Source organism: Streptomyces sp. NPDC022910, assembly GCF_055561075.1.
This window is the reverse complement of record NZ_JBVHHL010000004.1, coordinates 119825-139177: the sequence shown is the minus strand read 5'-3', so window position 1 is coordinate 139177 and position 19353 is coordinate 119825. Positions and strand designations below refer to the sequence as shown.

Genomic DNA, 19353 nt, shown 5'->3' with positions numbered 1-19353 from the left:
GTGCGGCCGCGGTCCGGGGCCGGTCACCGGATGCGTCCGGCGCTCAGGCCGGGCTCACCCACGCGCCCCGCTCGGCGGAGCGGCTCATGGCGTCCAGCGCGGCGGCGCTGTGCACGGCGTCGTCGAGAGTGGCGCCGTATGCGGTGCCCTCCGCGACGGAGCGCAGGAAGTGGTGTGCCTCGATGACCTTCAGGTCGTCGTACCCCATGGCGTTGGCCGCGCCGGGCTGGAAAGCGGCGAACTCGCCGTGGCCGGGGCCGACGTAGAGGGTGCTGACGGGCTGGTCCTGGTAGGCCGTCCCGCGGCTGACGCCGAGCTCGCCCATACGCCGGAAGTCCCAGAAGACCGCGCCCCTGGTGCCGTGGATCTCGAAGCCGTAGTTGTTCTGCTCGCCGACCGAGACCCGGCAGGCCTCCAGGACGCCGCGGGCGCCGGAGGCGAACCGCAGCAGGCAGTTCACGTAGTCCTCGTTCTCGACCGGACCGGGCGCGCCGCCCGTCGCGCGGGTGTGACCGGCGGTCGCGCCGGAGGGACGGGCCCGTTCGGCGATGAAGACGGCGGTGTCGGCGGCCAGCGACTCGATCTCGCCGAGCAGGAAGCGGGCCAGGTCCACCCCGTGCGAGGCGAGGTCGCCGAGAACTCCGCTGCCGCCGCGCTCGCGCTCGTAGCGCCAGGTCAGAGCACCCTCCGGGTGGGCGGCGTAGTCACTGAAGAGGCGGATGCGGGCATGGGTGACAGTGCCGATCTCGCCGGAAGCGATCAGTTCGCGGGCGGCGGCCACGGCGGGCGCGTTGCGGTAGTTGAAGCCGACCGTGCCCTGGACGCCGGCCTTGGCGACGGCGCCCGCGACCGCGCGGGCGTCCTCCGCGGTCAGTCCGACGGGCTTCTCGATCCAGATGTGCTTGCCCGCCTCGGCCATGGCGACGCCGATCTCGCGGTGCAGGAAGTTGGGGGCGGCGATGCTCACGGCCCGCACCCGCGAGTCGGCCGCGATCTCGCGCCAGTCCCGGACGGCGGTGGCGAAGCCGTAGCGGCCGGCGGCCTCCTCGGCACGGCCGGGCACGTCGTCGGCGACGGCGATCAGTTCGGGCCGTACGGACAGCTGCGGGAAGTGATGCGGCACGCGGACGTAGGCCTGGGTGTGCACCCGTCCCATCCAGCCGAATCCGACGACGGCGACGCCGAGCGTACTCACCATGACTGCCCCTTTTTGGACCGTTCCAGAGCTTGCCCGGCTCACACTGGGGTCCGTTCACGCACTTGTCAATCCCTTTGACAAGAGCACACACCCTGTGGAACGGTCCACGCATGAGACCGCCGACGATCCGCGATGTGGCCGAACGGGCCGGAGTGTCGAAGTCGCTGGTCTCCCTGGTGCTGCGCGGCTCCGATCAGGTGCGGTCCGAGAAGCGGCAGGCCGTGCTGGCCGCCGTCGACGAGCTGGGCTATCGGCCCAACGCCGCCGCGCGCAGCCTGAGCGAGCGGCGTACCCGTACGGTCGGCGTTCTGCTGAACGACATGCGCAACCCCTGGTTCGTGGAGCTGCTCGACGGCCTCAACTCCCGGCTGCACGACTCCGGTCTGCACATGCTGCTGGCCGACGGCCACCTCAACCGGCGCCTCGGCGAGGACCTCACCCGCACCTTCACGGACCTGCGGGTCGACGGCCTGATCGCCGTCGGCACCCTGCCGCCCTCCGACGCGCTGCGCACGGCAGCCGCCAGGATCCCCACCGTCGTCGCGGGGGCCCGTGAGCCGCAGCTGCCGACCGTCGACATCGTCGCGGGCGACGACGAGCACGGCGCCCGCCTCGCCACCGAGCACCTCATCGGCCTCGGGCACCGCCGAATCGCCCACATCGCCGGGCAGGGGGTGGTCGGCGAGCTGCGCCGGCGCAGCTTCGAGACGGTCATGCGCGAGCACGGCCTCGCCGAAACGGCGGTCGTGGAGCAGGGCGACCTGACGGAGGAGGGCGGCTACCGGGCCACGGTGCGCCTCCTGAGCGCCCGTGAACGCCCCACCGCCGTCTTCGCGTTCAACGACATAGCCTGCGTCGGTGCCCTCTCGGCGGCCGAGGAGCTCGGCCTCCAGGTGCCGCGCGACCTCTCCCTCATCGGCTACGACAACACCTACCTCTCACACCTGCGGCACCTGTGGCTCACCACGGTCGACAACGGCAGCCACGACGTCGGACGCCGCGCCGCCCAGCGCCTCCTCGACCGCGTCGCCGACCCCGCCCGCCCGGCGGAACTCGTGCTCACCACGCCGTCCCTGGAGGTCAGGGGGACGACGGGGGCGCCTGGTCGGGGAACCGACGCCTGACGACGCCCCAGCACTGCGCACCGGCCGCGGGGCCGCGTCAGCGGGTTCCCCCGTGATCCAGACCGGTACCGCGCGGGCCGGGACCCGCGCAGGACGCGGAGGCCCCATCCGGTGGGGGCAATCCCCACGAGACTCCGTCCCTCAGGCCTGTCGCCCCGCGACGATCCACCTCGACGGCAGTTCGATACGTGTGCCGTCCGCGGTGTGCTCCGTGGTGACCAAGGGCAGTTCGCCGGTCGCCAGGACCGTCAGGCCCGCGGCCCCAGATACTCCGCCTGTGACGTCCTGCGGCTCCGCCGCGCGGGCGCGACCGTCACAGGTGACCCGCAGCCGACGGACGAGGCCTTTGCCACCCCTCAGTCCTCGTGCCCCAACTGCAGATCCCGCTCCGTCCTGCCGCCCCCGGCAACCTGCAACACCGTGGCCACCGGCGGGTACCCGGCCGCGATCACCGTGTACTCCCCGGACGACAGATCGACGAACCGGAACGTTCCGTCGGCCCGCGTCGTCAGCGTGTCGACGACATTGCCCGCGGCATCGAGCAGCGTCACCCGTGCGTCCTCCACGGGCCGCCCGTCCCCGGCGCGCACGGTGCCGCGCAGCACCGCGCCCCCTGCGAGTTCGATGTCCTGCCGGGTCTCGCGCGCGGCCTGCACGGTGACCGGCAGCGCAGCCGGGCGGAACGCGGGCGCGCTGGCGGCGAGGGTGTACTCCCCGGCCACCAACTCACTGATGATGTAGCCCCCTTCGCGCCCGGTGCGGGTGCTCGAGACCACCTCTCCGTGCACGTTGGTGAGCGTGACGGCGGCGTCCCGCACCGGCGTTCCGTCGGCCGTGAGGACGCTGCCCGCCAGCCGTCCCGCGCCGCCGAGCACGACGTCGAGTTCGACCGGGCGCTCCCCGACGGTCACGGAGACGGCCTGCGGCTGGTGCCCGCCGGCCGCGGCGATCAGGACGTACGAGCCGGATCCGGGCGTGGACAGCGCGTACCGCCCGTCCTCGCCGCTCGCGCCCCGCCCGATCTGGACACCCGCGACATCGATGAGGGTGAGCGCGGCGCGGGGGACGACGGTGCCGTCGTGATGCTGGACGGTGCCGCAGACGGGCACTCCGGCGGCGTACGGCGAACGTGCCTGCGGGACCTGGGCCGCGGGCGGGCACTCGGCGGAGGTGTTGTGGGACACCAGTGGTTTCTCCTTGAGGAAGAAGGCGATGAGCAGGCCGAGCACGATGACCGGCACGAGATAGAGGAAGATCCTCGGCATGGCGTCGGCATACGCGGCGATGTACGCGTCGCGCAGCGCCGGGGGCATGGCGTGGACGAGCTGCGGGGTGATCGATTCGGGGTCGGGCAGCCCGGCACCGGCACGGGGAGGCAGGCGCTGGTCCAGCGCGTCCGAGAGGCGGTTGGCGAACAGGGTGCCGAAGACGGCGGCGCCGACGCTGCCGCCGATCTGCCGGAAGTAGTTGTTGGCGCTGGTCGCGGCGCCGAGGTCGGCGGGGCGCACGGAGTTCTGCACGGCGAGGACCAGGACCGGCATCACGAGGCCGATGCCGGCGCCGAGAACGGCCATCCAGATGCTGTACTCCAGCCGCGACGTGTCGATGTCGAGCCGGGACAGCAGCCACATGCCGACGGCGGCCAGGACGCTGCCGAGGACCGGGAAGACCTTGTAGCGGCCGGTGTGGCTGATGAGCTGTCCGCTGACGATCGAGGTGGCGACGATCCCGGCCATCATCGGCAGCATCAGCAGTCCGGACTCGGTGGCGCTCGCCCCGTCGACCATCTGCAGGAAGGTGGGCAGGTAGCTGGCGGCGCCGAACAGCGCCACGCCGATGACCAGCCCCACCAGGGCGGTGACGTTGAAGACGGAGTCCCGGAACAGCCGCAGCGGGATGAGGGGTTCGACGGCGAACCCCTCGACGATCACGAAGAGGACACTCGCCAGGGCCGCCCCGGCGCCCAGGCCCAGGATGACCCGGGAGCTCCAGGCGTACTCGGTTCCGCCCCAACTGGTCAGCAGCACCAGGCAGGTCGACGCGGCGGCCAGCAGCAGCGTGCCCAGCACGTCGAGCCGGGCCCTCACCGCGGGCTTGGGCAGGCGCAGCACGACGGTGACGACCGCCAGGGTGATCAGGCCGAAGGGCACGTTGACGTAGAAGCACCAGCGCCAGGAGAGGTGGTCGGTGAAGTAGCCGCCGAGGAGCGGCCCTGCGACCGACGCGAGACCGAAGGCGGCACCGATGATGCCCATGAAACGGCCGCGTTCGCGCGGCGGGACGATGTCGGCCATGATCGCCTGCACACCGATCATCAGCCCGCCGGCGCCGACGCCCTGGACGGCGCGGAAGGCGATCATCTGGTCCATGCTCTGCGCCCGTCCGGCGAGCACCGAGCCGATGACGAAGACGCCGATCGCGAACTGGAAGACGCCCTTGCGGCCGAAGAGGTCACCGCACTTGCCGTAGACCGGCAGTCCCACGGTGGAGGTGAGCAGGTACGCGGTGATCGCCCAGGACATCCGGTCCAGGCCGTGCAGCTCGCCGACGATCTTCGGCAGCGCGGTGGCCACGATCATCTGGTCGAGGGCGGCGAGCAGCAGCGCGAGCATGAGCCCGAGGAAGACCAGGCGCACCCGGCTCGGGCTGAGCGCCTCCGATGACCCGGTACCGGCCGGTTCACGGGGAGCGTCCGGGACCACGGGCCGTACGGCCCGCTCACTGCCCAGGTCCGGTTCCACCGCAGTCGTCCCGCCCACCTGCCGCTCCCCTCGTCGCGTCTGCGCCGCCCATTTCTCGCATTGCGCGACAACTGGGATCAAGCGCGACGAGTCGCCCGTGAGGTGGACCGCATGAAGGTATCCGCCGGTCGGAAGCCCTACGGCGTACAACCGCGTCGCACGGAAAACCACTCGAACCGGTGAGCGCGGGAATCATCCGGACGACGGACGACACGCGCTCCGGGGGCTCGGGATCCTCGACCCGCGCCCCGGAGCGCGCCGGGAGCCGTGGCGGCGCTCACGGGCTCGTGCCGCGCGCGCCGGGGGGCATACCCGGTGTCACTTCTCCACTTCGGCGGCGAGCTTGGCGAGCACCGCGTCGTAGATCCGGCCGAGGCCCTTGGGTGCGAAGGTCTTCTCGAAGAAGCCGCCGATACCGCCGGCACCCTTCCAGGTGGTGGTCACGACCACCCGGGACCTGCCTTCGCCGGCCGGGGTGACCCGCCAGGTGGTGACCATCGAGGAGTTGCGGTCCTTCTCGACGAGTTCGCCGTCGGTCGGCTCGGTCACCTCCAGAAGGCAGTCACGGACGCGCTTGCTGGTGGCCTGGAGCTTCCAGTGCACGAGGGTGTCCTGGCCGTCGCCGCCCTCGCGCACCTCGTACTCGCTGAACTGCTCGGGCAGCAGCCTTCGGCGGGTGCCGCTGTAGTCGGCGAGAGCGTCGAACACCGTCTCCGCGTCCGCCGCGATGGTCCGCTCCGTCGTGGCCTCGACCTGCGCCATGGCCTTCCTCTTCCTGTACGTGTGAGTGGGGGCGTGCGCCATCCCATCACACCCGGGGCACGGTGCCGGACGGGACATCGGCAGCAGGTGGTCGTGCCTTCACCGGACGCCGCTACCGCCTGCGGAGATCCGGCGGCATCGCGAGGCGTTCCTCGAAGAAGGCGAGGGCGCGCAGGTGGTACGTACGCGCCGCCCAGCCCAGGCTGATGTTGTGACCGGCGTCCGGCTGGTGCTCGACACGCACGACAGGCGCCGCGGTCAGCCGGGCCGTGAGGTCGGCGATGTCGCGTTCCCCGTGCAGCCACCACGCCTCGTGCTCGGCGAAGGTCAGCCGGACGGGGATCCGGATGCGCGGGGCCAGTTCCTCGAACATTCCGGGCCAGCGGGCGACTTCGTCCGCCTCGCGGTCCGGCATGGGAGCCACCAGGGCCCCGATCGAACGGAACGTGTCCGGCGGATACAGCCGCAACGGGCCCCAGTTGCGCTGCCTGTCCGGGCGGCGCCCGACCCGGGACAGGTCGTCCGGCTCGAGGTCGTAGCGGTGGCCGCAGCCGGACACGTCCAGGGCGAGCAGGCCGGCGGAGCGTGCGGCCGTCACGAGGGCGAGCTTGCCGCCGTAGGAGTGCGCCAGCAGGAAGAACCCGGCACCGGTGGCATGCCGCGCGGCGAACCGCTCCATGACCGCCTCCAGCACCTCCGCCTGCTCCGCGAGGGTCTGTCCGACGGGCAGTTGCCCCGCGGACAGGCCATAGCCGGGGCGGTCCACGGCGAGCACCGTGAAGCCGAGGCGCGCGCCGAGCGTGAGCAGGGACAGGTCGGGATGGGCCTGCCCGTCGAAGTAGGCCGCCGTCATACCGCCGCCGTGCACGGCGACCACGGTGGCCCTCGGCTCCCGGTCCGGCGGCTCGGCGAGCAGACAGGACAGGGCGACACCCGCCGCCTCCAGGACGATGGGGCGCACGCCCGCCGACACGGTCGGCGACGGATTCGGCTGCTGCACCACTCTGCTGTGTTGCATACGTCTGTTATGTCGCACAGGCCGACCCGGAGGCGCCGGACGCGCCGACCTCCGGCCGCCCGAGCACACCGCTCGGAGCAGAGACGGTGCGGGCCGGAAAGCGGCAGGTCAGAGAAGGAAGCCCACCAAATCGAACGATTAATCGAATCCCTGTCGCGATCAAGGGAACATGTGTTCTATTGTGTGGCGAGTGCTACCGAGGAGGCGCCCATGCGCTGGGACCATCTGGCCGAGAACCCCGCCACGGCCCGCAACGCCGCACTGTTCGATGCGGACGCGGTGACCACCCGCACCTTCGACACCCCGGAGTTCCGTGGCATCACCTTCCACGAGGTCCGGGCCCGCTCGATCGTGAACCGGGTACCGGGCGCCTCCCGCATGCCGTTCGAATGGACGGTCAACCCCTACCGGGGCTGCACGCACGCGTGCGTGTACTGCTTCGCGCGCAAGACGCACAGCTATCTGGACCTCGACACGGGGCTGGGCTTCGACACCCAGATCGTGGTGAAGGTCAACGCCCCGGAACTGCTGCGCGCCCACCTCGGCTCGCGCCGCTGGCACGGCGAGCACATCGCGATGGGCACCAATGTCGACTGCTACCAGCGGGCCGAGGGCCGCTACCGGCTGATGCCGGGCATCATCTCCGCCCTGCGCGACCACGCGAACCCGTTCTCGATCCTGACCAAGGGCACCTTGATCCTGCGCGACCTCGACCTGCTGAAGCAGGCCTCGGAGGTCACCGACGTCGGCATCTCCGTCTCCGTCGGCTTCGTCGACCAGGAGTTGTGGCGCACCGTCGAACCGGGCACCCCGGCGCCGGAGCGCCGCCTGGACGTCGTACGCACCCTGAGCGAGCACGGCATCGACTGTGGCGTCCTGATGGCTCCGGTGATCCCCTTCCTGGGCGACGAACCGGCCCAACTGCGCTCCACCGTACGGGCGATCGCCGCAGCCGGCGCCACCTCGGTGACCCCGCTGGTGCTGCATCTGCGCCCGGGAGCCCGCGAATGGTTCATGGTCTGGCTCGAGCACCGGCACCCCTACCTCGTACGCCGTTACGAGCGGCTGTACGCGGAGGGTGCGTACGCGCCGAAGTGGTATCAGCGCCGGATCACCCGTCAGGTGCACGAACTGGCCGAGGAGTACGGCATCGGCCCCACTCGGCCGGGGATGCCGCGCAGGATCCGGCGTCCCGAACCCCTGGCGCCGGAGCCCGCGGTGCCGGCCGGGCCGACCCAACTCTCGCTTCTCTGACAGCCTTACCGGCGCAGCTTCGACAGGTTTGCGGGCGCATCCGAGCGCTTCACGCGACCCGATTGGGTCAAGTCGCGCGCGAACGCGTTCTTCGAGGCGGGCTTTCCGGGACGATGCGGCGAGGACCTGACACTCGTGGTCCGACCCCCTCCGCCCTGGGAGGCCTGACATGAGAGAACGCGCAGCCGTGCTGTGCGGAGCCGCCGTCGTGGTGGCCGGGATGCTCACCGCGGTCCCGGCCGATGCGAGCGCACCGCGCACCGCGGACACCGCGCAAGCGGCGGAACCCACCTGGAAGAAGTGCGGCACCACCAACTATCCGACGCTCCAGTGCGCGTCCGTGACGGTGCCGCTGAACTACGCGAACCCGCGCGGGCAGCAGATCACGCTGGCTCTGTCCCGCGTCCCCCACACCGCGAAGACGTATCAGGGGCCGCTGCTGGTCAACCCCGGCGGGCCCGGCGGCAGCGGTCTGACGCTCGCCGGATTCGTCGCGTCCTCGCTGCCCAAGGCGGTGGCGGCACAGTACGACGTGATCGGCTTCGACCCGCGGGGCGTGGGCAAGAGCAAACCCGCCCTGGACTGCAAACCCGGCTACTTCAACCCTGTACGCCCGGACTCGGTTCCCCGCCTCCCGTCCCTGGAGAAGACCAACCTCTCCCGCGTCGCCTCCTTCGCCAAGGCGTGCGGCGCCAAGTACGCGGGCGTGCTGCCTTATATCGACACGATCAGCGCCGTACGCGACATGGACGGGATCCGGCAGGCGCTCGGCGCCTCGAAGGTCAGCTACTTCGGCTACTCCTACGGCACGTACCTGGGCGCCGTCTACGCGAAACTCTTCCCGCAGCGGGTACGCCGTCTGGTGCTCGACTCCATCGTCGACCCCACGGGCATCTGGTACGACGACAACATCCATCAGGACTACGCGTTCAACGACCGCCATCTGGCGTTCCTGGCGTGGGTCGCACAGCACGACGCGACGTACCGGCTCGGCAGCGACCCGGCCACGGTCGAGGCCAAGTGGTACGCGATGCGGGCCGCGCTGGCCAGGAATCCCGCCCAGAAGAAGGTGGGCGCCTCCGAGCTGGAGGACACCTTCATGCCCGGCGGCTACTACAACGGCTACTGGCCGCGCCTCGCCGAGGCGTTCGCGGCGTACGTGAACGACGAGAACTCCGGCCCGCTGGTCGCGACGTACGAGAAAATCGGCGCGGTCGGCGCCTCGGGCGACAACGGTTACAGCATCTACGCCGCAGTGCAGTGCCGTGACGCCTCCTGGCCACGCGACTGGGCGCAGTGGCGCAAGGACACCTGGGCGGCGTACGCCAAGGCGCCGTTCATGACCTGGAACAACGCCTGGTACAACGCGACGTGCGCCTTCTGGCCGACGTCCTCACTGCGGCCGGTGGACGTGTCCAACAGGGCGCTGCCGCCGACGCTGCTGTTCCAGGCGACCGACGACGCCGCCACGCCCTACCAGGGCGGTGTGACGGTCCATCACCTGCTGCGCGGCTCCAGCCTCGTGGTCGAGCAGGGCGGCGGCAACCACGGCATCACGCTGAGCGGGAACGCCTGCCTGGACAAGTACCTGGCGGCGTACCTCGACAAGGGCACGGTGCCGCACAGCGGCAGCGGCAGCGGCATCGACGCGGTGTGCCAGAAACTGCCCGATCCGGAACCGACGAGCACGAAGGCGGCCGCCGCCGAGCGCGGTTCAACGCTGCACGGCCTCCTCGGCTCCCGCGGTTGAGCAAGCAGATCCCGCCCGTCGGGGGCGTTGTCGGACCCATGGTCCACCATGGACGCATGAGTGAGCCGATCAGGATTCCCGCCCCCGACGGGGTCGCCCCCGCCGCCGCGTACACACACGTCGTCATGGGCACCGGACGTTTCGTCGCGGTCTCCGGCCAGCTCGCGCTCGACGAGGACGGCAAGCTGGTCGGCGAGGGCGACCCGGCGGCACAGGCCCGGCAGGTCTTCGAGAACCTGCGCCGCTGTCTGGCCTCCGCCGGGGCCACGTTCGACCACGTGGTCAAACTGACCTTCTTCGTCACGGACATGGCGTACATGCCGGCGATCCGCGCGGCCCGCGCCGGGCACATACCGGACGACCGGCTGCCGGCCGCGTCGGCGGTGCAGGTGGCGGCGCTGGTGCGCCCGGAGTTCCTGATGGAGATCGAGGCGTACGCGGTGCTGCCGGAATAACCCATGGCCCGCCAGAGCCGCGCCCGTCTACCGTTCGGCCATGGACACTCCGCATCCGTGACATGACCCCCGACGACTGCCGGCGCGTGAGCGAGCTCCGCATCCGCGCCTGGCGAGTCGCCTACCAGGGACTGATGCCTCAGTCGTACCTCGACGCGCTCGATGTGGAGGCGGACGCCGAGCGGCGCCGCGCCCGTCTCGCGCAGGGCGACGGCAGCGTGGTGAACCTGGTCGCCGAGCAGGACGGCGAGACCGTCGGCTGGGCCGCGCACGGACCGTACCGGGACGGCGAAGTCCGCACCGGCGACGCCGAGTTGTACGCGATCTACGTGTCTCCCGACCTGCTCGGCGGCGGCATCGGCCGGGCTGTGCTGGCCGAGTCGGTTGGGCGGTGCACCGCGGCCGGACGGGAACGCATGTTCTTGTGGGTGCTCAGGGAGAACACGCGCGCCCGGCGTTTCTACGAACGCGCGGGCTTCCACGCCGACGGCGCCGAGGAGCCGTTCGAGGTGGACGGGGTCGCCGTGCCCGAGGTGCGGTACGCCGCCGCACTGCCGCTTCGCGGCTGAGGCTCACCGCGGCCCCGGGATCCGGGTCAGCGCGTGCACTGCCGCCTCCGCGAGCGCCGGATGCGCGAGGGCCTCGTCGAGCACGGCTCTGGCCCGGTCGTCGCCCAGCGCGCCGAGCCCCTCCACGCAGGCGAGCGCCACTTTCCGGTACGGATCGTGCGGCCGAAGCCTGCGCTGCAGGGTGGTGATCAGCGCGGGCACGGCCTCGGGGGCGCGCAGCTCGACGAGCAGGCGAACGGGGTGGAGGGCGTAGGCGACACGCAGTTCGTTCGTCGCGAGGGCGGCCGCGGCGCGGGCGGTGCGCGGATCACCGAGCCGGGCCAGGGCATGGGCGGCCGAGGCGCAGCGCTGCGGATCGCGATGGTTGAGCAAAAGGACGAGCGCCTCGAACGCCCGCCGGTCCCCCGCGACACCCAGCCGGAAGGCCGCCGCCTCCCGGGCCCACAGCGGCCGGCCGGGCTCGGTGAGCACGGCGGCCAGCTCGTCGAGGTCGCCGGTGGCCACGAGCCGCTCGTACGCCGCAGACCCACCGGCCTCGGCCCGTAAACGCTCCGTGAGGGATCGCAACGCTTCGTCCATGGCGCCGAGATTAGGCGTCTGCGCCGGGCACGGGGACCTACATCACAAACCCGGGGACTGGCGCGCTCGTTACCCGCGGGTTAAGCTCAATCGAGCGCGTTACCCACTCGCGCGACCTCGCAGTGGCCTGGTGACGCAGCCGCCGCGAGTGCAGTCGGTTCGGTACATCGTGTACCGCAGTACGACGCGGCTCCGGGACAGGGCCGGTCGGATCACCGTTTCCGGACGTGTGCACGTCCGTGGACGGCACCGGGCGTGTGCGCTCGTCAGCCCGGCAGACACCCGCATCCTCCGCCATGTGTGCGCCCGTCGACGTATCCGGGCGCACTCCTCAGTCGTCACCCTCATTTCTGGAGTCCGCGATGGCCACTCCCCTGTCCGACACCCCTCTGTCCCCGATCAAGACCATTGCCGTCGTCGGCCTCGGCACCATGGGCACCGGCATCGCCGAGGTGCTGACCCGGGCCGGCCGCGAGGTCGTCGGCATCGACATCAGCGAGGCGGCGGCCACCAAGGCCGTCGCCGCCCTGGACGCCGCCACCGCCCGTGCCGTCGGCCGCGGGCGCCTGACCGAGCAGGAGCGCGACGACGCCCTCGCCCGCTTCCGTACCTTCACGGACCTGCAGGCCGCGGCCGACGCCGACCTGATCATCGAGGTGGTCCCGGAGTCGTACGAGATCAAACAGCAGGTCTTCCGGGCCCTCGACGGCATCGTGCGCCCGGACGCCATCCTCGCCACCGGCACCAACGCCCTCTCCGTCACCCGGCTCGCGGCCGACTCGTCCCACCCCGAGCGGGTCCTCGGACTGCACTTCTTCAATCCGGCACCGGCGATGCGGCTGGTCGAGGTCGTCTCGTCCGTGCTGACCGCGCCCGTGGCCGTCACCGCGGTCACCAACCTCGCCCTGGACCTGGGCAAGGAGCCCGTGGCGGTGGGCGACCGCCCCGGATTCGTCGCCGACGGACTGCTGTTCGGCTACCTCAACCAGGCCGCGGCGATGTACGAGGCCAAGTACGCCTCGCGCGAGGACATCGATGCCGCGATGAAACTGGGCTGCGGACTGCCCATGGGGCCGCTCGCCCTGCTGGACCTGATCGGCGTCGACACGGCCCGTACGGTCCTGGAGGCCATGTACGCCGCCTCCCGCGACCGGCTGCACGCACCCGCCCCGATCCTCAGGCAGCTCAGCGAGGCGGGCCTGACCGGCCGCAAGTCGGGGCGCGGCTTCTACACGTACGAGGCGCCCGGCAGCCCGGTCGTCGTGCGGGACGCACTGACGCCGCTGGAGGACGCCGCCCTGGTTCCGGGCCGTCAGGTCCGCTCGGTCGGTGTCGCCGGTTCCGGCACCATGGCGTCCGGGATCGCCGAGGTCTTCGCCAAGGCCGGGTACGAGGTCGTCCTCGCCGCCCGCACCGAGGAGAAGGCCCAGGCCGCCAAGGCCCGGATCGGCAAGTCGCTGGCACGCTCGGTCGACCGGGGCCGGATGACGACCGAGGCGGCCGCGCGGACGCTCGACCTGATCCGGCCCACGGGCTCCTACGACGACTTCGCCGATGTCGACCTGGCCCTGGAGGCCGTCGCCGAGGACCTGGAGGTCAAGCGGCAGCTGTTCGCCACGTTCGACAAGGTCTGCAAGTCCGGCGCGATCCTGGCCACCACCACCTCCTCGCTGCCGGTCGTCGCTTGTGCCCGCGCCACCTCGCGCCCGCAGGACGTGATCGGCATGCACTTCTTCAACCCGGCCCCGGCCATGAAGCTGGTCGAGGTGGTCCGTACGGTGCTGACCGCGGACGACGTGCACGCGACGGTCCGCGAGCTGTGCGGATCGGTCAAGAAGCACCCCGTCGACTGCGGCGACCGCGCCGGATTCATCGTGAACGCGCTGCTGTTCCCGTATCTCAACAACGCGATCAAGATGGTGCAGGAGCACTATGCATCTCTTGACGACATCGACGCGGCGATGAAGCTGGGCGGCGGCTACCCGATGGGACCGTTCGAACTGCTCGACGTCGTCGGTCTGGACGTCTCGCTGGCCATCGAGAAGGTGCTGCACCGCGAGTTCCGAGACCCGGGTCTGGCCCCCGCGCCCCTCCTGGAACACCTGGTGGCCGCGGGCTGCCTCGGCCGCAAGACCGGCCGCGGCTTCCGCGAATATGCCAAGCGCTGACCGGCCCGGCGACTGGTTCCAGGGCGGCGCCGACTGGGGCGGGCTGCTCGATCCGACCGGCGACCCCCCGCCCGTGCGGGGCGGGGGTCACCCGGGACATGCGCACCATCCTGCGCACATGCAGTACGTTCGGGTCATGTCCCAGCCCGCCAAGTCCTCACGTACACCAGCCGCGCCCGACGCACCGGAGAGTGCCGCAGGCAGTCGTGCCGCCGCCCAGCGGCTCAAGATGCGCCGGGAACTGGCGGCCGCGGCGATGGAACTGTTCGCTACGAAAGGGTACGAAGCGACCACCGTCGACGAGATCGCGGCGGCCGCCGGGGTCGCCCGGCGCACGTTCTTCCGCCACTTCCGCTCCAAGGAAGAGGCGATCTTCCCCGACCACGACGACACCCTGGTCCGGGCCGAGGCGGTGCTCAACGCCGCGCCCGCGCACGAGCATCCGCTGGACACCGTGTGCCGCGGCATCAAGGAAGTGATGAGGATGTACGCGGCGCGGCCGGAGATCTCCGTGCAGCGCTACAAGCTGACGCGCGAGGTGCCGACGCTGCGCGAGGCGGAGATCGCCTCGGTCGCCCGCTACGAGCGGCTCTTCACCCGCTATCTGCTCGGCCACTTCGACGAGCACGCGCACGACGACGACGCGAACGACGATCCGCTGCTCGCGGAGGTCGCCGCGTCGGCGGTCGTCACCGCACACAATCACGTGCTGCGGCGCTGGCTGAGGGCCGGCGGACAGGGAGACGTGGAGGCCCAGCTGGACCACGCCTTCGCGATCGTGCGCAGGACGTTCGGCACGGGGATCGGCGCCGGACGCGGGGCCGCGCCCCGTACCGCGCCGGCCGCGACCGCACAGGGCGAGGTGCTGGTGACCGTGGCCAGGACCGACGCGCCGCTCGACGAGGTCATGCGGACCATCGAGCAGGCCCTCAAGGAGCGTTCCTAGCGGATCCCAGCCCCTCACGGTCAGTCGGATCCCCAAACGGACCGGCGGCGGCCCCGAGCCGTCGCCGGTCCGTTCCTTTTACCCCTGATCACCGGCGGGTTTGATCGATCATCGCTCATTTGTTACGTAAAGATTTCATCTGAGATCAATGTCTGGCACCCAGTGCCTTGCGAGGTGACACGCCGTGCCATACGTTGGTGGTGTCCGGGCGGCCGGCGTACAGAGACCATTCGTACGTCGGCTGTCCCCGCAAGCCCTTCGGCGAGCGCGCCCGGACGCCTGCGTCACAGGCAACCCTCCCGCGCCACAAAGCGCTGCCACAGCACCACCGAGCCGAACCGACGGCAACCCTCACACAGCAGCAGCACCGACGTAACCCTCAGCGTCTCCCCTCAAGACGCCATTCGCCGGAGGCAATACCGTGAAGGACATCCTGGACGCGATTCAGTCGGGGACGGCCACGTCCGCCGAATTCGCCGCTCTCCCGCTCCCCGAGTCGTACCGCGCGGTCACCGTGCACAAGGACGAGACGGAGATGTTCGCCGGGCTCACTACCCGCGACAAGGACCCGCGCAAGTCCCTGCACCTGGACGAGGTCCCGCTGCCCGAGCTCGGCCCGGGCGAGGCCCTGGTGGCCGTCATGGCCTCCTCGGTCAATTACAACTCCGTGTGGACCTCGATCTTCGAGCCGCTGCCGACCTTCGGCTTCCTGGAGCGCTACGGCAAGCTCTCCGAGCTCACCAGGCGCCACGACCTGCCGTACCACATCATCGGCTCCGACCTCGCGGGCGTCGTCCTGCGCACCGGCCCGGGCGTCAACGCCTGGAAGCCGGGCGACGAGGTCGTCGCGCACTGCCTCTCCGTCGAGCTGGAGTCCTCCGACGGCCACAACGACACGATGCTCGATCCCGAGCAGCGCATCTGGGGCTTCGAGACCAACTTCGGCGGTCTGGCGGAGGTCGCGCTGGTCAAGTCGAACCAGCTCATGCCCAAGCCCGGCCACCTCAGCTGGGAGGAGGCCGCCGCCCCCGGCCTGGTCAACTCCACCGCCTACCGGCAGCTCGTCTCCCGTAACGGCGCCCAGATGAAGCAGGGCGACAACGTGCTGATCTGGGGCGCGAGCGGCGGACTCGGCTCGTACGCGACCCAGTTCGCGCTCGCGGGCGGCGCCAACCCCATCTGTGTCGTCTCCTCGCCGGCCAAAGCGGAGATCTGCCGCTCGATGGGCGCCGAGGCGATCATCGACCGCACGGCCGAGGACTACAAGTTCTGGAAGGACGAGCACACCCAGGACCCGAAGGAGTGGAAGCGCTTCGGCAAGCGCATCCGCGAGCTGACCGGCGGCGAGGACGTGGACATCGTCTTCGAGCACCCGGGCCGCGAGACCTTCGGCGCCTCGGTGTACGTCACGCGCAAGGGCGGCACCATCGTCACCTGCGCCTCGACCTCCGGGTACAACCACGAGTACGACAACCGCTACCTGTGGATGTCGCTGAAGCGGATCATCGGCTCGCACTTCGCCAACTACCGCGAGGCCTGGGAGGCCAACCGGCTCATCGCGAAGGGCAAGATCCACCCGACGCTCTCCAGGGTGTACCCGCTGGAGGAGACCGGTCAGGCCGCGTACGACGTGCACCGCAACCTCCACCAGGGCAAGGTCGGCGTCCTGTGCCTCGCCCCCGACGAGGGCCTGGGCGTGCGCGACGAGGAACTGCGCGCCAAGCACGTCGACGCCATCAACCGCTTCCGGAACATCTGAGAGGCGTACATGAGCGAGCGTCAGACACCGCAGCCGCAGGGGCAAAAAGAACGGGACCGGCCGTGGCTGATGCGTACCTACGCCGGTCACTCCACGGCCGAGGCGTCCAACGAGCTGTACCGGCGCAACCTCGCCAAGGGCCAGACCGGCCTGTCGGTGGCGTTCGACCTGCCGACACAGACCGGCTACGACTCCGACCACGTCCTCGCCCGCGGCGAGGTCGGCCGGGTCGGCGTCCCCGTCGCGCACCTCGGTGACATGCGCCGGCTGTTCCAGGACATCCCCCTGGAGCAGATGAACACCTCGATGACCATCAACGCCACGGCCATGTGGCTGCTGGCGCTCTACCAGGTCGTCGCGGAGGAGCAGGGCGCGGACATCACGAAACTCCAGGGCACGACCCAGAACGACATCGTCAAGGAGTACCTGTCGCGCGGCACGCATGTCTTCCCGCCGGGACCCTCGCTCCGGCTGACGACGGACATGATCGCGTACACGGTCTCCCACATCCCCAAGTGGAACCCGATCAACATCTGCAGTTACCACCTGCAGGAGGCGGGCGCCACACCGGTGCAGGAGATCGCGTACGCGATGTCGACGGCGATCGCCGTCCTCGACGCGGTGCGCGACAGCGGGCAGGTGCCGCAGGAACGCATGGGCGACGTCGTCGGCCGTATCTCCTTCTTCGTGAACGCGGGCGTCCGCTTCGTCGAGGAGATGTGCAAGATGCGTGCGTTCGGCCGCATCTGGGACAGGATCACGCGGGAGCGGTACGGCATCGAGGACCCCAAGCACCGCCGGTTCCGCTACGGCGTCCAGGTCAACTCCCTCGGCCTGACGGAGGCGCAGCCGGAGAACAACGTCCAGCGGATCGTGCTGGAGATGCTGGCCGTCACTCTCTCCAAGGACGCACGCGCGCGTGCCGTGCAGCTCCCGGCCTGGAACGAGGCGCTGGGCCTGCCCCGGCCCTGGGACCAGCAGTGGTCGCTGCGTATCCAGCAGGTACTGGCGCACGAGAGCGACCTGCTGGAGTACGACGACATCTTCGAGGGTTCGAAGGTCATCGAGGCGAAGGTGGCCGAGCTCGTCGAGGAGTCCCTCGCCGAGATCGAGCGGATCCAGGAGATGGGCGGCGCCATGGCCGCCGTCGAGTCCGGCTATCTCAAGTCGCAGCTCGTGGCGTCCCACGCCGAGCGCCGGGCGCGGATCGAGTCCGGCCGGGAGAAGATCGTCGGTGTCAACATCTTCGAGACGACCGAGCCGAACCCGCTGACGGCCGATCTGGACACCGCGATCCAGACGGTCGACCCGGCGGTCGAGGCACGCGTCATCGCCTCGCTCCAGCGCTGGCGCGACACCCGCTACCAGCCGCCGTTCAACCACCCCCGCCCCTGCAAGGCGCTGGAGCGGCTGAAGGAGGCGGCCAAGGGCACCGAGAACCTCATGGAGGCCACCCTGGAGTGCGCCCGCGCCGGGGTCACGACCGGCGAGTGGGCCGGGGCCCTGCGCGAGGTGTTCGGCGAGTTCCGCGCACCGACGGGCGTGTCGTCCGCGCCCGTCGCGGTGGCCGCCGAGGAGGGCACGGCGCTGGCCCAGGTGCGCCGCAAGGTGGACCTCACGGCCCAGGACCTCGGCGTCGGCAAGCTGCGCTTCCTGGTCGGCAAGCCGGGCCTGGACGGGCACTCCAACGGGGCCGAGCAGATCGCCGTGCGGGCCCGAGACGCCGGGTTCGAGGTGGTCTACCAGGGCATCCGTCTGACGCCCGAACAGATCGTGGACGCGGCCCTCGCCGAGGACGTGCACGCGGTCGGCCTGTCCATCCTCTCCGGTTCCCACGCCCAGCTGGTGCCCGACGTGCTGGAGCGGCTGCGCGAGGCCGGTGCGGCCGACATCCCGGTGATCGCCGGCGGGATCATCCCGAACGCCGACGCCGAGCAGCTCAGGGCCGCTGGAGTGGCCGCGGTTTTCACCCCGAAGGACTTCGACATCACCGGGATCATCGGTCGTATCGTCGACGAGATCCGGATAGCCAACAAGCTCGACCCCCTGGAGGTCCCCGCATGACAACGCCCGTCAACCGTCTGCGTCCGCGGCGCTCCTGCCTCGCGGTCCCGGGGAGCAACCCCCGCTTCCTGGAGAAGGCGCAGGGCCTCCCCGCCGACCAGGTCTTCCTGGACCTGGAGGACGCGTGCGCGCCACTGGCCAAGCCCGAGGCGCGGCACACGATCGTCAAGTTCCTCAACGAGGGCGACTGGACGGGCAAGACCAGGGTGGTCCGGGTCAACGACTGGACGACCGAGTGGACGTACCGCGACGTCGTGACGGTGGTCGAGGGCGCGGGCCAGAATCTCGACTGCATCATGCTGCCGAAGGTGCAGGACGCCCAGCAGATCGTGGCACTCGACCTGCTCCTGACCCAGATCGAGAAGACCATGGGCTTCGAGGTCGGCCGCATCGGCATCGAGGCGCAGATCGAGAACGCCCAGGGCCTCAACAACGTCAACGAGATCGCCCAGGCATCCCCGCGCGTCGAGACCATCATCTTCGGCCCGGCCGACTTCATGGCCTCCATCAACATGAAGTCGCTGGTCGTGGGCGAGCAGCCGCCCGGCTACCCGGCGGACGCCTACCACTACATCCTGATGAAGATCCTGATGGCCGCCCGCGCCAACAACCTCCAGGCGATCGACGGCCCCTACCTCCAGATCCGCAACGTCGACGGCTACCGCGAGGTCGCCCAGCGCGCCGCGGCCCTCGGCTTCGACGGCAAGTGGGTGCTGCACCCGGGCCAGGTCGAGGCGTCGAACGAGATCTTCTCGCCCTCCCAGGAAGACTACGACCACGCCGAGCTGATCCTGGACGCGTACGACTACTACACGTCCGAGGCGGGCGGCAAGAAGGGCTCCGCGATGCTCGGCGACGAGATGATCGACGAGGCCAGCCGCAAGATGGCCCTGGTCATCTCCGGCAAGGGCCGCGCCGCCGGCATGCAGCGCACCAGCACGTTCGAGATCCCGGAGGCCTGAGCGC

Annotated in this window: 15 protein-coding genes and 1 pseudogene; 10 read left to right on the top strand and 6 right to left on the bottom strand. The window is 70.6% G+C overall.

Translation table 11 applies throughout. The features are described 5' to 3' along the window. Nucleotides 1-43: 43 nt before the first annotated feature. The gene (locus tag ACZ3TS_RS05495; RefSeq protein ID WP_467613843.1) at nucleotides 44-1198 is read right to left on the bottom strand and encodes a Gfo/Idh/MocA family protein; all 1155 of its coding nucleotides are present in this window, start codon (nucleotides 1196-1198) and stop codon (nucleotides 44-46) included. Between the two features lie 110 nt (nucleotides 1199-1308). Between ACZ3TS_RS05495 and ACZ3TS_RS05490 the strand changes: the two genes are divergently transcribed. Continuing rightward, nucleotides 1309-2322, top strand: coding sequence for a LacI family DNA-binding transcriptional regulator (locus ACZ3TS_RS05490; RefSeq protein ID WP_467613841.1), 1014 nt, complete (start codon nucleotides 1309-1311; stop codon nucleotides 2320-2322). 141 nt (nucleotides 2323-2463) lie between these two features. Here ACZ3TS_RS05490 and ACZ3TS_RS05485 read toward each other — a convergent pair. The 4 genes and pseudogenes from ACZ3TS_RS05485 to ACZ3TS_RS05470 form a co-directional block, all read right to left on the bottom strand. Further along, a pseudogene (locus ACZ3TS_RS05485) lies at nucleotides 2464-2586 on the bottom strand (SAM-dependent methyltransferase); the annotation flags it as partial. 92 nt (nucleotides 2587-2678) lie between these two features. Continuing rightward, complete coding sequence (locus ACZ3TS_RS05480) at nucleotides 2679-5081, bottom strand: MFS transporter (protein WP_467613839.1); 2403 nt, start codon at nucleotides 5079-5081, stop codon at nucleotides 2679-2681. Between the two features lie 300 nt (nucleotides 5082-5381). Beyond that, a complete protein-coding gene (locus tag ACZ3TS_RS05475; protein WP_467613837.1) occupies nucleotides 5382-5825 on the bottom strand; it encodes an SRPBCC family protein in 444 nt (147 codons plus the stop codon). Nucleotides 5826-5937: 112 nt separating this feature from the next. Continuing rightward, nucleotides 5938-6843 carry an alpha/beta hydrolase gene (locus tag ACZ3TS_RS05470; RefSeq protein WP_467613835.1) on the bottom strand — a complete coding sequence of 302 codons (906 nt, stop codon included), beginning with the start codon at nucleotides 6841-6843 and terminating at the stop codon, nucleotides 5938-5940. Between the two features lie 210 nt (nucleotides 6844-7053). Here ACZ3TS_RS05470 and ACZ3TS_RS05465 point away from each other — a divergent pair, with 210 nt between their 5' ends. The 4 genes from ACZ3TS_RS05465 (at nucleotide 7054) to ACZ3TS_RS05450 (ending at nucleotide 10871) form a co-directional block, all read left to right on the top strand. Next, nucleotides 7054-8097 carry an Rv2578c family radical SAM protein gene (locus ACZ3TS_RS05465; protein ID WP_467613833.1) on the top strand — a complete coding sequence of 348 codons (1044 nt, stop codon included), beginning with the start codon at nucleotides 7054-7056 and terminating at the stop codon, nucleotides 8095-8097. 169 nt (nucleotides 8098-8266) lie between these two features. After that, nucleotides 8267-9847 (top strand): alpha/beta hydrolase, encoded by a 1581-nt coding sequence (locus tag ACZ3TS_RS05460; protein WP_467613831.1) that lies wholly within the window; start codon nucleotides 8267-8269, stop codon nucleotides 9845-9847. A 56-nt stretch (nucleotides 9848-9903) separates the two neighbouring features. Next, entirely contained in the window at nucleotides 9904-10302 is a 399-nt protein-coding gene (locus ACZ3TS_RS05455) for a RidA family protein (protein ID WP_467613829.1), read from the top strand. 62 nt (nucleotides 10303-10364) lie between these two features. Then, nucleotides 10365-10871 carry a GNAT family N-acetyltransferase gene (locus ACZ3TS_RS05450; RefSeq protein WP_467613827.1) on the top strand — a complete coding sequence of 169 codons (507 nt, stop codon included), beginning with the start codon at nucleotides 10365-10367 and terminating at the stop codon, nucleotides 10869-10871. Nucleotides 10872-10874: 3 nt separating this feature from the next. Here ACZ3TS_RS05450 and ACZ3TS_RS05445 read toward each other — a convergent pair whose 3' ends face one another. Continuing rightward, nucleotides 10875-11450 carry an adenylosuccinate lyase gene (locus tag ACZ3TS_RS05445; protein ID WP_467613824.1) on the bottom strand — a complete coding sequence of 192 codons (576 nt, stop codon included), beginning with the start codon at nucleotides 11448-11450 and terminating at the stop codon, nucleotides 10875-10877. A gap of 362 nt (nucleotides 11451-11812) precedes the next feature. Here ACZ3TS_RS05445 and ACZ3TS_RS05440 point away from each other — a divergent pair, with 362 nt between their 5' ends. The 5 genes from ACZ3TS_RS05440 to ACZ3TS_RS05420 all read left to right on the top strand — a co-directional run bounded on the left by ACZ3TS_RS05440 (nucleotide 11813) and on the right by ACZ3TS_RS05420 (nucleotide 19349). Beyond that, entirely contained in the window at nucleotides 11813-13618 is a 1806-nt protein-coding gene (locus ACZ3TS_RS05440) for a 3-hydroxyacyl-CoA dehydrogenase family protein (RefSeq protein ID WP_467613822.1), read from the top strand. 136 nt (nucleotides 13619-13754) lie between these two features. Further along, nucleotides 13755-14564 (top strand): TetR family transcriptional regulator, encoded by an 810-nt coding sequence (locus ACZ3TS_RS05435; protein WP_467613820.1) that lies wholly within the window; start codon nucleotides 13755-13757, stop codon nucleotides 14562-14564. 421 nt (nucleotides 14565-14985) lie between these two features. Then, nucleotides 14986-16323, top strand: a complete 1338-nt coding sequence (gene ccrA, locus ACZ3TS_RS05430) for a crotonyl-CoA carboxylase/reductase (RefSeq protein WP_467613818.1) — start codon at nucleotides 14986-14988, stop codon at nucleotides 16321-16323. A 9-nt stretch (nucleotides 16324-16332) separates the two neighbouring features. Then, the gene (locus ACZ3TS_RS05425) at nucleotides 16333-18387 is read left to right on the top strand and encodes a protein meaA (protein ID WP_467613816.1); all 2055 of its coding nucleotides are present in this window, start codon (nucleotides 16333-16335) and stop codon (nucleotides 18385-18387) included. Then, nucleotides 18384-19349 carry an HpcH/HpaI aldolase/citrate lyase family protein gene (locus tag ACZ3TS_RS05420; protein ID WP_467613814.1) on the top strand — a complete coding sequence of 322 codons (966 nt, stop codon included), beginning with the start codon at nucleotides 18384-18386 and terminating at the stop codon, nucleotides 19347-19349. Before ACZ3TS_RS05425 ends, ACZ3TS_RS05420 begins: the two co-directional genes overlap by 4 nt. Nucleotides 19350-19353: the final 4 nt, after the last annotated feature.